This window comes from Vicinamibacterales bacterium, from assembly GCA_035699745.1.
In the GTDB taxonomy this organism is placed as follows: domain Bacteria; phylum Acidobacteriota; class Vicinamibacteria; order Vicinamibacterales; family 2-12-FULL-66-21; genus JAICSD01.
This window is the reverse complement of sequence record DASSPH010000019.1, coordinates 1-19202: the sequence shown is the minus strand read 5'-3', so window position 1 is coordinate 19202 and position 19202 is coordinate 1. Positions and strand designations below refer to the sequence as shown.

Annotated in this window: 11 protein-coding genes; 10 read left to right on the top strand and 1 reads right to left on the bottom strand. The window is 68.2% G+C overall.

The features are described 5' to 3' along the window. Positions 1-12 precede the first annotated feature (12 nt). From VFK57_03635 to VFK57_03595, 9 genes are all read left to right on the top strand, one after another. A complete protein-coding gene (locus VFK57_03635) occupies positions 13-2643 on the top strand; it encodes an ABC transporter permease (protein ID HET7694774.1) in 2631 nt (876 codons plus the stop codon). 60 nt (positions 2644-2703) lie between these two features. Next, the gene (locus VFK57_03630; GenBank protein ID HET7694773.1) at positions 2704-3651 is read left to right on the top strand and encodes an SDR family oxidoreductase; all 948 of its coding nucleotides are present in this window, start codon (positions 2704-2706) and stop codon (positions 3649-3651) included. A gap of 4 nt (positions 3652-3655) precedes the next feature. Then, positions 3656-4684: a hypothetical protein gene (locus tag VFK57_03625; GenBank protein HET7694772.1), complete on the top strand. Its 1029-nt coding sequence runs from the start codon at positions 3656-3658 to the stop codon at positions 4682-4684. Positions 4685-4783: 99 nt separating this feature from the next. Then, positions 4784-5668: a sulfate adenylyltransferase subunit CysD gene (gene cysD / locus VFK57_03620; GenBank protein ID HET7694771.1), complete on the top strand. Its 885-nt coding sequence runs from the start codon at positions 4784-4786 to the stop codon at positions 5666-5668. Further along, the gene (gene cysN / locus VFK57_03615; GenBank protein HET7694770.1) at positions 5587-7560 is read left to right on the top strand and encodes a sulfate adenylyltransferase subunit CysN; all 1974 of its coding nucleotides are present in this window, start codon (positions 5587-5589) and stop codon (positions 7558-7560) included. Before cysD ends, cysN begins: the two co-directional genes overlap by 82 nt. Continuing rightward, complete coding sequence (gene cysQ / locus VFK57_03610; protein ID HET7694769.1) at positions 7557-8345, top strand: 3'(2'),5'-bisphosphate nucleotidase CysQ; 789 nt, start codon at positions 7557-7559, stop codon at positions 8343-8345. The genes cysN and cysQ overlap by 4 nt, the downstream gene beginning before the upstream one ends. A gap of 195 nt (positions 8346-8540) precedes the next feature. Then, positions 8541-11630, top strand: coding sequence for a hypothetical protein (locus VFK57_03605; GenBank protein ID HET7694768.1), 3090 nt, complete (start codon positions 8541-8543; stop codon positions 11628-11630). A gap of 108 nt (positions 11631-11738) precedes the next feature. After that, on the top strand, positions 11739-15260 hold the full coding sequence (locus VFK57_03600; GenBank protein HET7694767.1) for a TonB-dependent receptor: 3522 nt from the start codon (positions 11739-11741) through the stop codon (positions 15258-15260). A gap of 22 nt (positions 15261-15282) precedes the next feature. Continuing rightward, positions 15283-16557 (top strand): class I SAM-dependent methyltransferase, encoded by a 1275-nt coding sequence (locus VFK57_03595; protein HET7694766.1) that lies wholly within the window; start codon positions 15283-15285, stop codon positions 16555-16557. A 35-nt stretch (positions 16558-16592) separates the two neighbouring features. Here VFK57_03595 and VFK57_03590 read toward each other — a convergent pair whose 3' ends face one another. Beyond that, positions 16593-17723: a tetratricopeptide repeat protein gene (locus VFK57_03590; GenBank protein ID HET7694765.1), complete on the bottom strand. Its 1131-nt coding sequence runs from the start codon at positions 17721-17723 to the stop codon at positions 16593-16595. Positions 17724-17763: 40 nt separating this feature from the next. On the opposite strand from VFK57_03590, the gene VFK57_03585 reads away from it, so the two are divergent. After that, positions 17764-19202 (top strand): VCBS repeat-containing protein (locus VFK57_03585; protein ID HET7694764.1); only part of this gene is annotated, 1439 nt, incomplete at its 3' end.

The following is a 19202-nucleotide window of genomic DNA, read 5'->3' as shown; positions in this document are numbered from 1 at the left end:
GGGAGTTGGACGTTGGCGATTGCGCTCCTGGGCGCGCTGTCGCCTCTGGTGCCGGTCAGCCGCCGGCGTGTCTGGATCGAACAGTGGCGCGCGGAGCTGTGGCACTACGCGCTGTGGCTGCAGCGCGAGCGCGCCTCGTGCGCCGCGCTTCGGCTGCTGGCGCGCGCGTCAGGCGCCGCGGCGCACGCGCTGCACCTTCGCCTTGCTGACTGGAGTCCGCGCATGATCGTGCACGATCTGAGATTCGCCTGGCGCATGTTCGTCCGCCGTCCCGCGTTCACCGCGGTCGCCGTCCTCATTCTGGCGCTCGGCATCGGCGCCAACACCACCATCTTCAGCTGGATCCAGTCGGTCCTGTTCTCGCCGCTCGGCGGCGTCGTCCGCCAGGACCGCATCGTGGTCGTCCGCACGGCAACGGCCGAGCGCGAGGGCCTCAGCCTCTCCTATCCGAATTTCCAGGACCTGCGCGCGGCGAAACCTGAAGGCCTCGCCGACGTGATGGCGTTCCGGCTGGCGTCGATGTCGCTCCGGGCGGGCGGCGATCCGGTGCGGGCGTTCGGCGCGCTCGTTTCGGCGAACTACTTCGACTTCCTCGGCGTCCGTCCGGTGCTCGGCCGCGGGTTCACGGCGGACGAAGGGATCGTGCCGGATCGTGACCCGGTCGTCGTGATCTCGCACGAGTTCTGGACGCGCGTGTTCGGCGCGGATCCGGCGGTCGTCGGACGCAGCGTCACCATGAACAGCCGCGCCTTCACCGTCGTCGGCGTGACGCCGCCGGAGTTCCACGGTCCCGTCGCCTCCGTCATGCTCGACGTCTACGTTCCGGTCACGATGCAGCGGGCGGTACTCGCTGGACACCGGTTGCCGCCTCGCGGCGGCGGATGGCTGGACGTGTACGCCCGTCTCGCCGACGGCGCCTCGCTGGAACAGGCCAGGGAGAGCGTTGGGGTCGTCGGTATGCGGCTGGCGGACCAGTTCCCGGACGCGAACCGCGGCCGCCATCTGCGCGTGATCCCGCTGTGGCGCTCGGGGACCGGCAGCGTGCTCCTGCCGGTGTTCACGACGCTGATGGCCGTGGTCGGGGTCGTGCTGCTGATCGCGTCGGCGAACGTCGCCGGGCTGCTGCTGGCGCGCGGAATCTCGCGGCAGCGGGAGATCGCCGTCCGCTTTGCGCTGGGCGCGAGCCGATGGCAGGTCGTGCGGCAGATGCTGATCGAGACGCTGATGTTGTCGGCGGCCGGATGCGTTCTCGGCCTGGCCGCGGCCCGCTGGACGTCCGGATTGCTCGACGTCTTCGTGCCGCGCATGCCGTTTCCGCTCCGTTTCGACGCGCACGTGGATTCGGCCAGCGTCGTCTTCGCGATCGCCGTTGCCGTGGCGTCGGCCGTCAGCGCCGGGGTCGTGCCGGCGCTGCGCTCGTCCCGTGTGAAGCCCGGGCCCGCGTTGAAGGACGCCACGCCGGCGACGTCCGGCCGGAGCGGCGGGCTGCGCCGCGGTCTCGTCATCGCGCAGGTCAGCCTGTCCGTCGTGCTCCTCGTGTGCGCGTCGCTGTTCACGCGCAGCCTGCTGCGCTCGGACGCGATGGATCCGGGCTTCTCGCTCCGTACGGGCCTCCTCGCCGCAATCGATCTCGCGCCGGGCGGTTATGACGCGGATCGGGGGGCGGTCTTCGTGCAGCAGCTGATCGATCGCGTCGGCAGCCTGCCGGGCGTCACTGCCGCCACCGTGGCGCGGACGATTCCGCTGGACGTGGGCGGCAGCAGCGACATGTCAGTCGCCATCGACGGCTACACGCCGCGGCAGGACGAGGAGGTGACCGCGTACTACAACCAGGTGGGACCGCGATACTTCGAGACCATGGGCATTCCGATCGTGCGCGGCCGCGCCATCGCGCCCGGCGACGTGGGCGGGCAGCGGCAGGTTGCGGTCATCAACGAAACCATGGCCCGTCGGTACTGGCCGGCCGGCGATCCGATCGGTGCCATCGTCCGCTTCGGATCCGGACCGGTCACGATCGTCGGCGTCGCGCGCGACGGCAAGTACTCGCGCCTCAGCGAGGCGCCGCGCAATTACATGTATCTCCCGGCGCTCCAGAACTACCGTTCCGATCTGCTGCTGCACGTGCGCAGCGATGCCGACGCGGCGGTCTTGCTGCCGGCGGTGCGCGCCGCGGTCCGTGAGCTCGATCCCAACCTGGCCCTCTTCGACGTGCGCACGGTCCAGCAGCACCTCCGCATCAGTACGTTCCTCGCGCGCATGGCGGCCTCGGTGCTCGGCGTCTTCGGCGCGCTCGGCCTGTTGCTCGCAGCGGTCGGCCTGTATGGCGTCATCGCGTTCAACGCGGCGCAGCGTACGAGGGAGATGGGCGTACGAATGGCACTGGGCGCCAGCCGTTCTCAGGTCGTCAGCCTGCTTCTGTGGGACGGGTTCGTACTCGGCGCAGCCGGAATTGCCGCGGGACTCGCGATGGCGCTCGGCGCCGGGCGGCTCGTCGCCGGCCAGCTCACGGGAGTGTCCGGTGCGGATCCGGTGAGTTTCTGGGGCACCGCCGCCATATTCGTGGCGGTGACGACCGCTGCCTGTCTGCTCCCCGCGCGCCGCGCCGCGCGGCTGGATCCACTGGCGGCCCTGCGGCAGGAGTAGAGGATCCAGCCTCCACCCTCCAGCCTCCTGCTGGTAAGCTAATTGCTTAGCTGGAGGGGCATGGCCAAGTATCTCGTCACCGGCGGCGCCGGATTCATCGGATCTCATCTAGCGGAAGAACTCGTCCGGCGCGGGCACACGGTCCGGGTGGCCGACAGCCTCATCACTGGAAAACGCTCGAATCTCGAACACATTCCCGCGGTCGAGTTCCTCGAAGGCGATCTGGCGGACGAGGCGTTCGCGCGCCGCGCCGTCGAGGGGGTCGATTACGTGCTGCACCAGGCGGCGATTCCCTCCGTGCCGCGCTCGGTGAAGGATCCGATCAGCTCGAACCGCGCGAACGTCGATGCGACGCTGAACGTGCTCGTCGCGGCGCGCGACGCCGGCGTCAAACGGCTGGTGTTTGCCGGGTCGTCGTCCGCCTACGGCAACACGCCGACGCTGCCGAAGCACGAAGACATGCCGGCCAATCCGTTGTCGCCGTACGCGCTCCAGAAGGTGGTGGGGGAGCAGTACCTGCAGATGTTCACGCGGCTGTACGGACTCGAAACCGTGTCGATCCGCTACTTCAACGTGTTCGGTCCGCGGCAGGATCCGTCGTCGCCGTACTCCGGCGTGATCTCGGTGTTCGCCACCGCGCTGCTCGAGAATCGTTCCCCGACGATCTACGGCGACGGCGAGCAGACGCGCGACTTCACCTACGTGGCCAACGTCGTCGACGGCGTGCTCCGCGCCTGCGAGGCGAAGGGGGCCAGCGGGGAAGTCATCAACGTCGCCACCGGCGGCCGCATCTCGCTGAACCAGCTGTTCTCGACGATGCGCGAGCTGGTGGGCGCGAGCGTGACGCCGACCTACGTCGAGACGCGGGCCGGCGACGTCCACGACTCGCAGGCCGACATCTCGAAGGCTCGGCGCATTCTCGGCTACGAGCCGATCGTGTCGTTCGAGGACGGGCTGCAGCGCACCGTGGCGTGGTACCGCACGTCGACGGCCGGCGCGTCGGTCTAGCGTCATGCGCGCGCTGGCGGCGATTGCGCTGACGGCGGCGCTGGCGGCGATCGCGGCACCTCCGTCGTCCACGGCGGCGGCGGCCGACGACCGCATCTGGTTCGCGCCCGGCCCGGGCACCATCGACCTGATCCGGCTGTTCGAGCGCCCGGACGAATGGCGCCGCAGCCGCGCGCTGACCTCCGTCTTCAAGTTCTACCAGCAGCACACGCAGATGCCGGCGCCGTCGATCGTCGGTCCGAACACCTACGAAGCGCTGGCGCGCGCCGGCGTGTTCCGGACGGTGAAGCAGTGGGGCAGGAAGCTGGCGCTCGAAGTCGGCGCGGTGAAGGAGTTCTACTGCACGCCCGACGCGCGCGGCATGAACGAGGCGATTCAGGGCACGGTCGCCTCGATACGGGCGGTCGAAGCGGCCGGCGGATCGGTCAGCTACCTGGCGATGGACGAACCGTTCCTGGCCGGCCAGGCGGCGGTGTGCGGCGGCCCCTCGATGACGCCGACGGCGGATCGCCTCCAGGTGTATCAGCGCGGCGTGACCCAGGCGTCCCCCAGCGTCGGCATCGGCCTGATCGAAGCGTATCCGTCGTTCTCTCCTGACGGGTTCGATGCCATGCTTCGACTGCTGGCGGCGAGGGGGGTGAAGCCGGCGTTCCTCCACGTCGACGTCGACATCCGCGGGCTGCGGGCCGGCCGCGACGACTTCGCGCGCGACATGCGCCGCCTCCAGGCCATCTCCGCCGAACAGAGCGTCCCCTTCGGGTTCATCATCTGGGGCTACAACGGCGACGCCGACGCGCTCTACGCGGAAGACGCGGCGCGGCTCACGCGGGAACTGGCGAACACGTTCCGGTGGGAAGACATGCCCGACCACCTCGTGTTCCAGAGCTGGGCGGTGTCGTCCACCGGGCTCCTGGTGACGCCGAACAATCTGCCGGAAGATCGTCCCTACACCCACACCCAGATCGTCTGGAGCGAGTGGCGCCGCCTTCTGGGCCAGACCGGATCGTCGACCGGCAGCGCCATCGTCCGCTGACGGATCTGTGTCGAGCGCTGCCGGCTGCGGTGCACCGCTCGCCGCGTCCGATCCCCGGTCCCGTTCCCCGGTCCCGGTCATATATAATTTTTTGGCCCGATGACCCAGCTTGAAGACGAAGCGATCGAGATCATCCGCGAGGCTGTGGCCGGCGCGCGCAACCCCGTGATGATGTACTCGATCGGCAAGGACTCCTCCGTGATGCTCCACCTGGCGCGGAAGGCGTTCCATCCCGGACGCCCGCCGTTCCCGCTGCTGCACGTGGATACGACCTGGAAGTTCCGCGACATGTACGCGCATCGCGAGCGCATGGCGGCGGAATCGGGGATGAAGCTGATCGTCCACGTCAACCAGGAAGGGCTCGCCGCCGGGGTGGGGCCGTTCACGCACGGCTCGAGCTACCACACCGACGTGATGAAGACCCAGGCGCTCAAGCAGGCGCTCGACGCGCATGGCTTCGACGTCGTGTTCGGCGGCGCGCGGCGGGACGAGGAGAAGTCGCGCGCCAAGGAGCGGATCTTCAGCTTCCGCGCGCCGGGGCACCGGTGGAACCCGAAGGCACAGCGGCCCGAGCTCTGGGACCTCTACAACACGCGGATCCGCGACGGTGAGACCATCCGCGTGTTCCCGCTCTCGAACTGGACCGAGGCGGACGTCTGGCAGTACATCCACCACGAACAGATTCCCATCGTTCCGCTGTATCTCGCGAAGGAGCGCCCGCTGGTGAAGCGCGGCGGCCAGTGGCTGCTGGTTGACGACGACCGGCTGCCGCTCGAGCCCGGCGAGAAGCCGGTGATGAAGAAGGCGCGGTTCCGCACGCTCGGCTGCTACCCGCTGACGGCCGCGATCGAGAGCGACGCCGACACGCTCGAGGCGGTCATCGCGGAAACGCTCAACGTGCGATCGTCCGAGCGCGAAGGCCGGCTGATCGACACCGACCAGCCGGGATCGATGGAGAAGAAGAAGCAGGAGGGCTACTTCTGACCGCGCCGGTTCGCACCGACAACATCCTCGACTACCTGGAGCGGCAGCGCAGCAGGCCGACGCTGCGTTTCATCACCTGCGGCAGCGTGGACGACGGGAAGTCGACGCTGCTCGGGCGTCTGCTGCACGACTCGAAGGGGATCTTCGACGACCAGCTGCGCGCGCTCGAAGGGGAGTCGCGCCAGTACGGCACGCAGGGCGAGAAGATTGATCTCGCGCTGCTCGTCGACGGCCTGCAGGCCGAGCGCGAGCAGGGAATCACGATCGACGTCGCCTATCGCTTCTTCGCCACCGATCGCCGGCGCTTCATCGCCGCCGACACCCCGGGGCACGAACAGTACACGCGCAACATGGCGACCGGGGCGTCGAAGGCCGACGCCGCAATCATCCTGATCGACGCCCGCAAGGGCGTGCTGACCCAGACCCGCCGCCACTCGCGCATCGCGGCGATGATGGGCATCCGCCACGTCGTCCTGGCGGTGAACAAGATGGATCTCGTCGGCTTCGACGAGGCGGTGTTCAACGCCATCCTGCGGGACTACGACGCGTTCGCGTCGCAGTACGCGTTCGATACCCAGGCGATCCCGATGTCGGCGCTGGACGGCGACAACGTGATGATCCCGAGCACCCGGATGCCGTGGTACGCCGGGCCGACGCTGATGGCGTACCTCGAGACCGTGCCGCTCGAGCAGCCGTGGATGGACGCGCCGTTCCGCCTGCCGGTGCAGTTCGTCAGCCGTCCGAACATGCACTTCCGCGGATTCTCCGGCCGCATCGCCGCCGGCCGGATCCGTCCGGGCGACGCGGTGAAGGTGCTCCCCTCGGGCGTCCGCTCCACCGTCAAGGAGATCATCCACGGGTTCGAGTCCATCGGCGAAGCGACGACGGGGCAATCGATCACCGTGACGCTGGCGAGCGAGGTGGACGTCAGCCGCGGCGACGTCCTCGCGGCGGCGGACGCGCCGCCGGAGTCCGCCGATCAGTTCGAGGCGCGGCTGCTCTGGATGGGCGAGCACCCGCTGATGCCCGGGCGCGCCTACCTGCTCAAGGCGCACACCAAGGAAGTCACCGCGACCGTCACCGAGATCAAGTACAGCGAGGACGTCAACACCGGCGCGCACCTCGCCGCCAAGACGCTTCGGCTGAACGAGATCGGCGTCGTCAATCTGTCGACGAGCCAGCCGGTCGTGTTCGAGCCCTACACCACGAACCGCACGATGGGCGGGTTCATCCTGATCGACAAGCTGACGTTCGACACCGTCGGCGCCGGGATGATCGATTTCGCGCTGCGCCGCGCGTCCAACATCCATTGGCAGGCGCTCGAGATCGGCAAGGGCGCGCGGTCGGCGCAGAAGGGGCAGCAGCCGCGCTGCATCTGGTTCACCGGTCTGTCGGGTTCGGGCAAGTCGACGATCGCCAACCTGCTCGAGAAGCGGCTGCACTCGGAAGGGCGGCACACCTACCTCCTCGACGGCGACAACGTCCGCCACGGGCTCAACCGCGACCTCGGGTTCACCGAAGCGGACCGCGTCGAGAACATCCGCCGGGTCGCGGAGGTGGCCAAGCTGATGGTCGACGCCGGGCTCATCGTCCTGGTGTCGTTCATCTCGCCGTTCCGCGCCGAGCGCAGGATGGCCCGCGACCTGTTCGCCGGATCGGAGTTCGTCGAGGTGTTCGTCGACACGCCGCTCGAGGTCTGCGAGCGCCGCGACCCGAAGGGCCTGTACGCGAAGGCGCGGCGCGGCGAGCTGCGCAATTTCACCGGCATCGACAGCCAGTACGAAGCGCCGGAGTCGTGCGAGCTGCGGCTCGCCACGACCGAGCTGTCGCCGGAGGCGTGTGTCGCGCGCATCCTCGAGCATCTCGATCCGGCGTTGAACCGGCTGGCATGACGTTCGGCGATCGCGACGTCGCGCTGCTGTCCGAGATCGCGCGCGAAGCCGGCCGGGCGATTCTCGCGCTGTATGGCACCGACTGTTTCTCGGCGGCGAAGGCTGACGCGTCGCCGCTGACCCGGGCCGACACCGATGCCGATGCGATCATCTGCGAGCGCCTGGCCGCCGCGTTCCCCGGCGTCCCCATCGTCTCGGAAGAGTCCGCGCCCGCCGCCGATGGCGGGGCCGGCGTGTTCTTCCTGGTCGACCCGCTCGACGGCACCAGGGAGTTCCTGAACCGCACCGACGAGTTCACCGTCAACATCGCGCTCGTTCATCACGGCCGGCCGGCGGCCGGCGTCGTGTTCGCTCCCGCGCTCGACGAGCTGTTTGCCGCGTCATCGACCGGCGCCGCGCGGCGCTACGCGAACGGCGCGGCGTGCGAGCTGGCCATCGCGGCATTCGACCGGACGCGTCCGCTGCGCGTCATCGGCAGCCGCTCCCACGCCGGCGCCGCCATGCAGGAGTGGCTGGGGACGCTGGACGTCCCCTACACCTTCGTCGCGGCCGGCAGTTCGCTGAAGTTCTGCCGCATCGCCGAGGGACGCGCCGACATCTACCCGCGGTTCGGCCACACCAGCCAATGGGACACCGCGGCCGCGCAGGCGGTTCTCGAGCGCGCCGGCGGAACGGTGACCGACCTGTCGGGCGCGCCGCTCCGCTACGGCTGCGACAAGCCGATGCTGAACCCGTTCTTCACGGCCATCGGCGATCCGGCGGTCGCTGCCTTGATCGGGAAGTAGAGTGACTGCGACGAACTCACGATTGGCTTCGCATCAAGGCACGAAGGCACGAAGCCATTAAAGGTATTTTGGGTGAAGTAGCTTCGTGGCCAGGCCCGAACTCACGAACCCTGAATACGGTTTACGTCAGGGGACTTCGCGCCTTTGTGCCTTCGGTGCGAAGCCGATCGGGCCTCGGGCTGTGGAGAACGTTGTATGCGACGACTCATCTTTGCCGCTGCTGCTGCCGTACTGTTGTCCGCCTCGCTTCCCGCCGGTGCGCTCCACTTGCGGCAATCAACGGCCGGCCCCCAGCTCTCCGATCCCGGCGTCTTCAAGGAACTGCGCTGGCGGCACATCGGGCCGTTCCGCGGGGGACGGACGAAGGCGGCGTCGGGCGTTCCGGGCCAGCCGAACGTGTTCTACATCGCGGCCACCAACGGCGGCGTGTGGAAGACCACCGACTACGGCATCGTCTGGAAACCGATCTTCGACGAACAGCCGACCGGCTCGATCGGCGCGCTGGCCGTCGCGCCCTCGAACGCCAGCATCATCTACGTCGGCAGCGGAGAAGGGCTCCAGCGCCCCGATCTCTCGACCGGTGACGGCATTTACAAGTCCACCGACGCCGGCAAGACCTGGACGCACCTGGGACTCCGCGACGGGCAGCAGATTCCCCAGATCATCGTCGATCCGCGGAATCCCGATCGGCTGTTCGTCGCCGTCCTCGGCCATCCGTACGGGCCGAACGAGGAGCGCGGGATCTTCCGCTCGACCGACGGCGCGAAGACGTTTCAGAAAGTGCTCTACAAGGATGCCGACACCGGCGGCGTCGATCTCGCGTTCGATCCGTCCAATGCCGATCACGTATACGCGGTGCTGTGGCAGGCGCGCCAGGGACCGTGGGAAAACGGCGTCTTCAGCGGCCCGGGCAGCGGACTGTTCGAGTCCACCGACGGCGGGACGACGTGGAAGCCGTTGACCCGGGGACTGCCGACATTCGATCAGGGGCTCGGACGGATCGGTATCGCGATCGCGCCGAGCGATCCGAAGCGCATGTATGCGGCGGTGCAGGCGGGCAATGCCGGCGGGCTGTTCCGCTCGGACGACGCGGGACAGAGTTGGCACAAGGTCACGGAGAACGCGCTCGTCGTCAGCCGCGGCGACGACTTCGCCGAGGTCAAGGTCCACCCGAAGAATCCCGACATCGTGTTCACCGGCAGCATCGTCGCCTGGAAATCGACCGACGGCGGCAGGACGTTCAAGTCGCTGCGCGGCGCGCCGGGCGGCGACGACTATCACCGCTTCTGGATCAACCCTGACAATCCCGACATCATTCTCATCGCCGCGGATCAGGGTGCGGTGATCACCGTCAACGGCGGCGAGACGTGGAGCACCTGGTACAACCAGCCGACGGCGCAGTTCTACCACGTCAGCACCGACAACGCCTTTCCGTACCGGGTGTGCGGCGGACAGCAGGAGAGCGGCTCGGCGTGCGTGCAGAGCCGCAGCGACGACGGCCGCATCACGTTCCGCGAGTGGCACCCGGTGGGCGTCGAGGAGTACGGCTACGTCGCGCCCGACCCGCTCGACCCGGACATCGTCTACGGCGGCAAGGTGTCCCGCTACGATCGGCGAACCGGGGAAGTGATCCAGGTCGGTCCGCGGCCGCCGGCCGGCGAGGCGTACCGCGTCGTCCGCACGCAGCCCGTGCTCTTCTCGCCCATCGAGCCGCGGACGCTGTACTTCGCCTCCAACCGGCTGTGGAAGACGACCAGCGGCGGCCTCCGCGGCTGGACGGCGATCAGTCCCGATCTCACCCGCAAGACCTGGGAGGCCCCGGCGAACGTCGGCATCTACCGGAACACGCCGGCCGCGGCGGCGTCGCAGCGCGGCGTCATCTACACCATCGCCCCCGGCTATACCACCGTCAACCGGATCTGGGTCGGGACGGACGACGGGCTGATTCACACCACCGCGGACGGCGGAGTGACCTGGAAGGACGTGACGCCGAGGGAACTCTCGCCGTGGGCGAAGGTGTCGATCATCGACGCCTCGCACACGAATCCCCTCGGCGCGTATGCGGCGATCAACACGTTCCGTCTCGATGACCTGCGGCCCCACATCTATCGAACGCGCGACGGCGGTAAGAGCTGGACCCGCATCGTCAACGGTCTGCCCGACGGGGCGATCATCAATGCCGTCAAGGAGGATCCGAAGAAGCCGGGGCTGCTGTTCGCCGGCAGTGAAACCCAGGTGCACGTCTCGTTCGACGACGGCGGGCACTGGCATTCGCTGCGGCAGAACATGCCGGCGATCTCGATTCGAGACCTGGTGATCAAAGACGACGACCTGGTCGTCGGCACGCACGGACGCGGCTTCTGGATCCTCGACGGCATCTCGTCGCTGCGGCAGATCGAGGAGAAGACGTTCGACGCCGATGCGGTGCTGTTCAAGCCGGGAACCGCGATTCGGTTCGAGTGGAACAAGAACACCGACACGCCGCTGCCGCCGTGGGAACCGGCGGGGCAGAACCCGCCCGACGGCGCGATTCTCGAGTACTTCCTGAAGCGTCCGGCGAACGGGGTGGTGACGCTCGAACTCCTCGACGCCGCGGGCGCGACGATCCGCAAGTACGCCAGCAGCGACACGGCGCCGGAGATTCGCGACGAAGGCAACGTCCCGTACTACTGGATCCGTCCCACGCGGATCTTGTCTGCGGATGCCGGCCTGCACCGGTTCGTCTGGGACATGCACTATCCGCCGCCCGCGGGGTCGACGCCCGGCTATTCGATCGCGGCGACGCCGGGCGACACCGCGGCGGATCCGAAGGGGCCGTGGGTTGTGCCGGGCACCTATACCGTGAAGCTCACGGCCGACGGCCGGTCGTACACCCAACCGCTCGTCGTGAAGATGGATCCGCGGGTGAAGAGCGGCACGATCGCGCTGCAGCAGCAGTTCGCGCTGTCGAAGCGCGTCTACGACGCCCTTGGCCGGATCCACGCGATGCTGCCGCGGATCGGGCAGGCGCGCGACCGGGCCCAGGCGGCCGGGCATGCCGATCTCGCGCAGAAGCTGCAGGCGCTTGCCGGAGCCGGTGGCGGGCGCGGCGGCCGCGGCGGGGGACGCGGCGGCCCGCCGCAGGGGCCGCCCACGCTGTCGGGCGTCTCGGCTCAACTGCTGGGCATCTATGGCGCGACGCAGCGGGGCAGTTCGCTGCCGCCGACGCAGACAGTGGCGGCGGTGAACGCGGCGCTGGCCGAGGCGGCGAAAGTGCTGGCGGAAGCCGCGCTCCTGCTCAAGTAAGCGTTTACTTTAACGAAGAAATCCGTTGCCGACGGGCCGTGGGCGCGGTATAAGCACAGCGTCGGGAGGACGTTTCGGCGTCATCTCTTCGAAGGGGGGAGGCTGATGATGAGGGTCCACACGTACCGCTGCGTACTGCTGGCGGTTTTGGCGTTCGGCTGGGCCGCCGATACGAGCGCTCAGGAGTTCCGCGCCACGGTCAAGGGACAGGTTGTCGACGGCAGTAAGGGGGCCGTGCCTGGCGCCACGGTCAACATTCGGAATACGGATACCAACGAAGTCGCCTCTGCCGTTACTAACGCGGAGGGGAACTACACGGTGCCGTTCCTGCGTCCGGGACCTTATTCCATGACGGTGGAACTGGCCGGGTTCCAGAAATTCACCCGTACTGACTTGCGCCTGCAAGTAGGCGAGACCGCGACCATCAACGTGCAACTGGCGGTCGGCCAGCTCACCGAATCCGTCACGGTCTCGGCCGAATCGCCGGTCCTTATCACCAGCAATGCCAACCGCGGCACGGTCATCGACCAGCAAAGCATCGCCGAGATCCCGCTGCAGTCACGCAGCCCGATGGCGCTCGTGCCGCTGGTCGCCGGCGTCAACTACAACGCCCAGGCGATCTACCTCCGTCCGTTCGACAACGGCGCGCTCGCCGCCTGGTCGATGAACGGCGGCGCCAGCAGCAACAACGAGTTCCTGCTCGACGGCGCGCCCAACAACGCCAACCAGGGGGGCAACAACATCGCCTACGTGCCGCCGGCGGCGGCCGTCCAGGAAATGAAGATCTCCACGAACTCGTACGACGCCCAGTACGGCCGCACGGCCGGCGGCGTCGTCAACGTGTCGCTGAAGTCGGGCACCAACACCTTCCACGGCGAGGTCTACGACTACATGCGGCGCAAGGCGCTCGCGGCCAACTCGTTCATCCTCAACTCGCAGAACCGTCCGAAGACCGATCAGTACATCGATCAGTACGGGTTCAGCGTCGACGGCCCCATCATCAAGAACAAGACGTTCTTCCTGTTTACCGGCGAGAAGTACCGGGAAGGCACCCCCGCTCCCCTGGTCAGCACGGTGCCGACGGCGGCGATGAAGCAGGGGGACTTCAGCGGTCTCGTGGACGCGTCAGGCCGCCTGATCACCATCTACGATCCGGCCACCGGCCGCGACGTCAACGGCGTCTGGACGCGCGATCCGTTCCCGGGCAACATCATCCCGGCGAACCGGATCAACCCGACCGCCCAGGCGATCATGAAGTACTACCCGGAGCCGAACGGTACGACGGCCGGCGTGGCGCCGTGGCAGCAGAACCTGCAGTGGCCCGAGCACTTCAACCGGGACATCTTCTGGAACTGGGTCGGGAAGGCGGACCACAACTTCAGCCCGAACGATCGGGCCTTCTTCCGCTGGGCCGAGAACAAACGGAACGAGATCGGGAACCGCGGAAACGCCATCAGGAGCGGTCCCGGCCAGGCCGGTCAGCTTCCGCTCTGGCGCGCGAATCGCGCGCTCGTCGGCGACTGGGTCCACATTTTCGGACCGGGCACGGTCTTCAATCTGCGCAGCAGCTACACCTATTTCCTGGAGTGGAGCTATTCCACCTTCGCGCAGGGTTTCGATGCGAAGGAGTTCTGGCCCGCCAGCCTGGTCGACCAGCTGCCGAGCAAGGCAATTGGCGGCCTGTTCCCGGTGATTCAAATCGATCAGTTCGCGACGCTGTCGCGCGGGTCGTCCCCGAACCGGAACCGCAACTACTCTCTGCAGCCCAACGTGTCGCTGACCCGCGGCAAGCACAACATCCGCAGCGGTCTCGACCTGCGGTGGACCAACGTCTTCAACGAGAACTACAACAACTCCGGGGGCAACATCCAGTTCAACCGCAACTTCACCCGGAGCACGCTGAACAGCACCAGCGCGACCGAGGGGAACGCCTTCGCTTCCTTCCTGCTCGGTGCCCCGAGCGGCGGGAACGTCGACGTCAACCCCAAGCCGCACTACAAATGGTTCTTCGCCGCTCCCTGGATCCAGGACGACTGGCGCGTGAACAACAAGTTGACGCTGAACCTCGGCTTCCGGTGGGACGTCAACGGGTCGGTCAAGGAAGAAAACAACATGCTGAACTACGCGTTTGACCCGACAATCGTCAATCCGGTGTCGGGGCGCGTCGGCCAGCAGGTCATGGGAGGCATCAGGTTCGCCGGTGTGGACGGCGCCCCGGACCGGCCGTGGAAGCTCGACAAGAACAACTGGCAGGCCCGCGTCGGCGTCGCCTACTCGCTCAACGACAAGACGGTCTTGCGCGCGGGTTATGGCAAGTACTTCCTCAACCCGACGAGTCAGGGGAACAACGCCGGATTCAGCCGGTCGACGAACCTGATTTCCTCGACGGACGGCGGCCGTACGCCGACGTATGCCCTGTCGAACCCGTTCCCCACCGGGATCCAGGAGCCGACCGGAAGCTCGCTGGGGCCGATGACCTTCCTTGGTCAGGGCCTGAGCTTCTCGAACCCCGACTTCGTCGTGCCGAACGTCCACCAGTTCTCCGCTGGCGTCCAGCGCGAGTTGCCGTGGCGCATGTCCCTCGAGGCCACCTACGCGGGAAGCCGGAGCTATGACCTGGAAGCCGGGTTCAGTGCCGTCAACGAACCTTCGGCGGCGTTCCAGGCGCAGTGCGACGTCACCCAGGGCGGCAGCCGGACGTTGTGCGATCAGCTGCTCCCGAATCCGTTCCAGGGCGTGGCCGGCTTCGAGGGCACGACGCGGTTCACGAACGCGACGCTCTCGCGGTTCGAGCTGAATCGCCCGTTCCCCGCCTTCACCGGCATCACCAGGAACCAGAACAACATCGGGAAGCTGATTTACGACTCGGCGCAGTTCGTGGCCAACAAGCGGTTCACGAAGGGCGTCACCATCAACGCCAGCTACACGTGGGTGCCTCGCTGGACCGAGATCGGCGGCTACGTGGACGCCGTGTCGGGGCTCCTGAACGAGGGCCCGTACTTCTCGCAGCGCAAGCATCGCGTGACCGCCTCGGGCGTGTGGGAACTGCCCTGGTTCCGCGGTCAGCGGAGCCTCATGGGGTATCTCGTCGGCGGCTGGTCGATAGCACCGGCGATGGTCTACCAGAGCGGTCAGCCGTGGGATATCCCGGCGACGGGCACCGGCAGCAATTTTGACATCGCGCCCGGCGTCGACCTGAAGCAGGTCGCCTTGGACGGCAAGAAGGACGGGCAGTTCATCTACGGCGTCAAGCCGTGCATCGGCCAGCGCAATGCGACGACGGGCAATTATGACCTGCTGTCCGTCTCGACCGCCTACGGCTGCACCGAGCCCTACTTCCTCATTCGCGAGGCTTTCCAGCGCCGCACCGCGATGTTTCGCTACGACGAGTTCCGCCGGCCGGGGATGTTCATGCTCGACGTGAACTTCGCGAAGACGGCGTCGATCACCAGCCGCGTCAGGGTCCAGGTCCGTCTCGAGGCGTTCAATCTCCTCAACAGCCCGCAGTACGACGAGCGTCAGTACAACCAGGACACGTCGTCCGCGGACTTCGGACGCATCAACCGGAATTCCACCGGCCAGTCTGGCTTCCAGCGGTTTGTCCAGATGGGCTTCCGATTGATCTTCTAGACAGACGATTCAGACTCGCCTGGTGAAAACCCTCGTGGCGCTGGCGGTCCTTGCGGCCGCCGGCGCCAGAACGATCGGCTGGGACGATCTCCCGCCGGCCGTCCAGTCCCGCCTCCGGAACTCCGGCCAGACAGCGTCGACGTTTGGCGGCTATGTGTCCTCGCTTGCGCGCACCGCGGAAACACGCGTCCGCGAAGGGGACTTCGACCATCTCGTCTTCTACGTGCTTCAGTCGACGCACTTCACAACGCTCCCGCCGATCGAGCCGGCACTGAGCGCGAAAGCGTTCGCGGCGGGCGGCCGCGTTCCGGCGGCCGCGTCCGCGCGAATGGCGGCGTTCCTGCGCACCATCGCCTCGAGCGACGCGGATCCGCGTGTCTCCTACTTCCGCGCCATGCTCCGGCGCGTCCCGCCGGCGGAACGGCGTCCGCTGCTCGAGCGGGAGTACGCGAGAGGAATGAAGTTCCTGTACGAGAAGGAGTTCCTCGATCCGTCAAAGGGGCCGCAGCTGTATCAGACGCGCGGCCTGAGCACGGACACAGCGGTGGAAGCGGGATACGCCGTCCATGCCGGCCTCGGCGTGTTGAAAGGACTCGAGCCGTCGCGGCGGATTCGGCGCGTGCTGATCGTCGGTCCGGGCATCGATCTGGCGCCGCGCACCGGCATGCTGGAGGCGGGGCCGCCGGAGAGCTACCAGCCGTGGGCGTCGATCGATGCGCTCGTCAGCCTCGGGCTGTCACAGCTCGCGGAGCTGCAGGTCGTGGCCGGCGACATCAATCCGCGGGTCGTCGAACACCTGCGATCGTCGGCCCGGCGCGCGCCGGTGCTGCGCCTGGTGAGCGGCATCGGCGAGTCCGATACCGTCGCGTTCGTGCCCGGCTACCGCGAATACTTCACGACGCTGGGGCGGACGGTCGGTGCCCCTGGCGCGGCCCCTCGAGCGCCGTCCGGCCACCTGTCCAAAGCGATCGCCGTCAGCGCGGCCGCCGCCGCGACGATCCACGCCGAACCCCTGGACATCGTCACCCAGCGGCTCACCGGCGATGCGTTCGATCTGGTGATTGCCACCAACGTGCTGCCGTACTTCGGCGGCGCCGAGCTCGCGCTGGCGCTGTCGAACATCGCCGCGATGCTGACGCCCGGGGGCGTGTTCCTGCACAACGACCCGCGCCCGGAAGTGCAGGAAGACGCGGCGCTCGCCGGGCTCGCGCCGGAGCAGCTGCGCCAGGTCCTGATCGCGACCGTCAAGGGGGCGCCGCCGCTGGCGGACACGATCGTTCTCCACAAACGCAAATAAGATTTCCACATTCCCACATTTCCCAATTTCCAAATTCACCTGGGCGGCACCAGAGCGGGATTGAGCTGCTGAGCGCGGGCGAAGGCCGCCTTGGCCGCGTCGTGCTGGCCGAGGTGCTGAAGCGCGCGTCCGAGCTGGTAGTGCGCGGGCGCGAACGCGTCGAACGCCTGGGTCGCACGCCGGAAGATGTCCGCCGCGCCGGCGGCGTCGCCGGCGTCGAGCTTCTGCGCGCCCGCCGCCGTCAGCGCCGCCGCCTCCTGGGACCGCTGGGAGAGCGCGCGCAGGCGATCCGCTTCCGCGGACGCGCGGCGGGCCCCCTCTTCATCGCGCGCCAGGGCCAGTGTCTGCGCGAGGACGATGTGCGGTGCGGCGAGATCGGGGCGCAGCGCGGCGGCGCGTCTGAGTGAGGACGCCGCGCGCTTCAGGTCCCCCTTGGCCTTGTAGACCGTCCCCAGCGCGAGGTGCGCGTCGGCGTAATCACCGTTCGCCGCGACGGCGTCGGCCAGCGCCTGCGCGGCGCGATCGAGATCGCCGAGGTGCCGGTAGATCGTGCCGAGGCTGTAGTAGATCTCCGGCCGCGGCTGGATCGCCAGCGCGCGGGTCAGTTCGTCGATCGCCATCTGGAAGCGATCGGTCCGGAAGAACACGAGGCCGAGATTGTAGCGGGCGAGCGCGTGGCGGTCGTCGAGCGTCAATGCGCGGCGGAAGCTCTCGATCGCGCCGTCGACGTCCACCTCCGCCTGCGCGAGGCCGAGCGTGAACCAGCGGTCGGCGTCGGCCGGCGCCGAGGCCGTCAGTTCGCGGCCGTATGCGATCGCTTCTTCGGAGCGTCCCCCTTTCACCAGGGCGAGGACGAGGCTGTTGGAGGCGCCGCGCGGCGAACGCGGGGCGCGCGCCGCGGCGCGGAACGCGTCGATCGCGGCGTCGAGCGCGCCGATCCGCTCGAGCGCACTGCCCAGTGCATGCTGAATCTCGCCGTCGGCGGGGGCGAGCCCCGCCGCTTCCCACAGCAGCGAGAGCGCCGCGGCGGCGTCGCCTCCCCGGTCCAGCTCGCGCGCCCGATCGTAGAGCTGGCGCGCGCGCGGGACCGCCTGCGCCGCGAGCAGCCCGTGGGCTGCGGCGGCGAGGACGGCGGCGAGCACGGCAATCCGGGTGCGACGAGACATTGGGACGGTCCCCCGACTGCAGGATGGTAGCATCGCGCGTGTGCCGCGCTGGAGTCTGCTGCTCGCGACGTGGGTGGGCCTGACGCTGTCGCTCGCCCCCCCGCAGGGTGGGCGTGCCGCCTGGGTCACCTTCACCGCGGCCGGTCGCGAAGCCGGACTGAACGCGACGATCGTGTTCGGCAAGCGCGAGACGAACACCTACCTGATCGAGACCACGGGGACGGGCGTCGCGATGCTCGATTACGACGCCGACGGCTGGATCGATCTCTTCTTCGTCAACGGATCCACCCTGGAGGGGTTCAAGGCCGGCGAGGAGCCGACCAATCGTCTCTATCGCAACCGGCGGAACGGCACGTTCGAGGACGTGACGGCCGGCACCGGCCTCGCGGCGAGCGGCTGGGGGCAGGGGACGTGCGCCGGCGACTACGACAACGACGGATTCACCGATCTCGCGGTCACGTACTGGGGCCAGAACCGGCTGTACCACAACGACGGCCGCGGCCGGTTCGAGGACGTCACCCAGAAGGCAGGGCTGCGCGCGGCGCGCCGCCGCTGGGGCACCGGCTGCGCCTTCGTCGACTACGACCGCGACGGCCGGCTGGATCTGTTCACCGCGCACTACGTCGATTTCGATCCCGCGTCGACGCCGCGGCCCGACGCCGGCCTGTGCCGCTATCGCGGCCTGCCGGTCGCGTGCGGCCCGTCGGGTCTGCCGCCGGCGCGCAACGCGCTCTACCGCAATCGCGGCGACGGGACATTCGCCGACGTCTCCGAGCGCGCGGGGATCACGCGCACGTCTGGCATCTACGCGCTTGGCGTCAGCACCATGGATTTCGACAACGACGGCTGGACGGATCTGTATGTCGCGGGGGACTCCAGCGCCAGCGTCCTCTATCGCAACAACCGCGACGGCACGTTCACCGACGTCGCCGCCGTTGCGGGGTGCGCCTTCAGCGGCGACGGCCGCGCGCAGGCGGGGATGGGCGTCGCGGTCGGCGACTACGACCGCAACGGGTCGATGGACGTGTTCAAGACCAACTTCGCCGGGGACACGTCGACGTTGTACGCCAATAGCGGGCAAGGCGTCTGCGAGGATCGGACCTTTGCGGCCGGGCTCGGCGTCAACACGCGGTGGCTCGGGTGGGGCGCCGCCTTTGCCGATTTCGACAACGACGGCTGGCTCGACCTGCTCTCGGTGAATGGCCACGTCTACCCGGAAGTGCGGCAGTTGAGATCCGAGGCCGGGTACGAGCAGCCCAAGGTCCTGTATCGCAACCTCCGCAACGGACGGTTCCAGGATGTGACCGCGCAGGTTGGCGGGCCGCTGACGATCCCGAAGGCGGCGCGCGGCGCCGCGTTCGGCGACGTCGACAACGACGGGTGGATCGACGTCGCGATCGCGAACGTCAACGATCGGCCGGATCTCTATCGCGCCGCCGGCCCTTCCTCGAACCGCTGGATCGCATTCAAGCTGGTCGG

Coding starts and splice junctions, on each gene's coding strand:
- VFK57_03605 (HET7694768.1), top strand. CDS start 8,541: ATGCGACGACTCATCTTTGCCGCTGCTGCTGCCGTACTGTTGTCCGCC.
- cysD (HET7694771.1), top strand. CDS start 4,784: ATGACCCAGCTTGAAGACGAAGCGATCGAGATCATCCGCGAGGCTGTG.
- VFK57_03630 (HET7694773.1), top strand. CDS start 2,704: ATGGCCAAGTATCTCGTCACCGGCGGCGCCGGATTCATCGGATCTCAT.
- VFK57_03625 (HET7694772.1), top strand. CDS start 3,656: ATGCGCGCGCTGGCGGCGATTGCGCTGACGGCGGCGCTGGCGGCGATC.
- VFK57_03600 (HET7694767.1), top strand. CDS start 11,739: ATGAGGGTCCACACGTACCGCTGCGTACTGCTGGCGGTTTTGGCGTTC.
- VFK57_03590 (HET7694765.1), bottom strand. CDS start 17,723: ATGTCTCGTCGCACCCGGATTGCCGTGCTCGCCGCCGTCCTCGCCGCC.
- cysQ (HET7694769.1), top strand. CDS start 7,557: ATGACGTTCGGCGATCGCGACGTCGCGCTGCTGTCCGAGATCGCGCGC.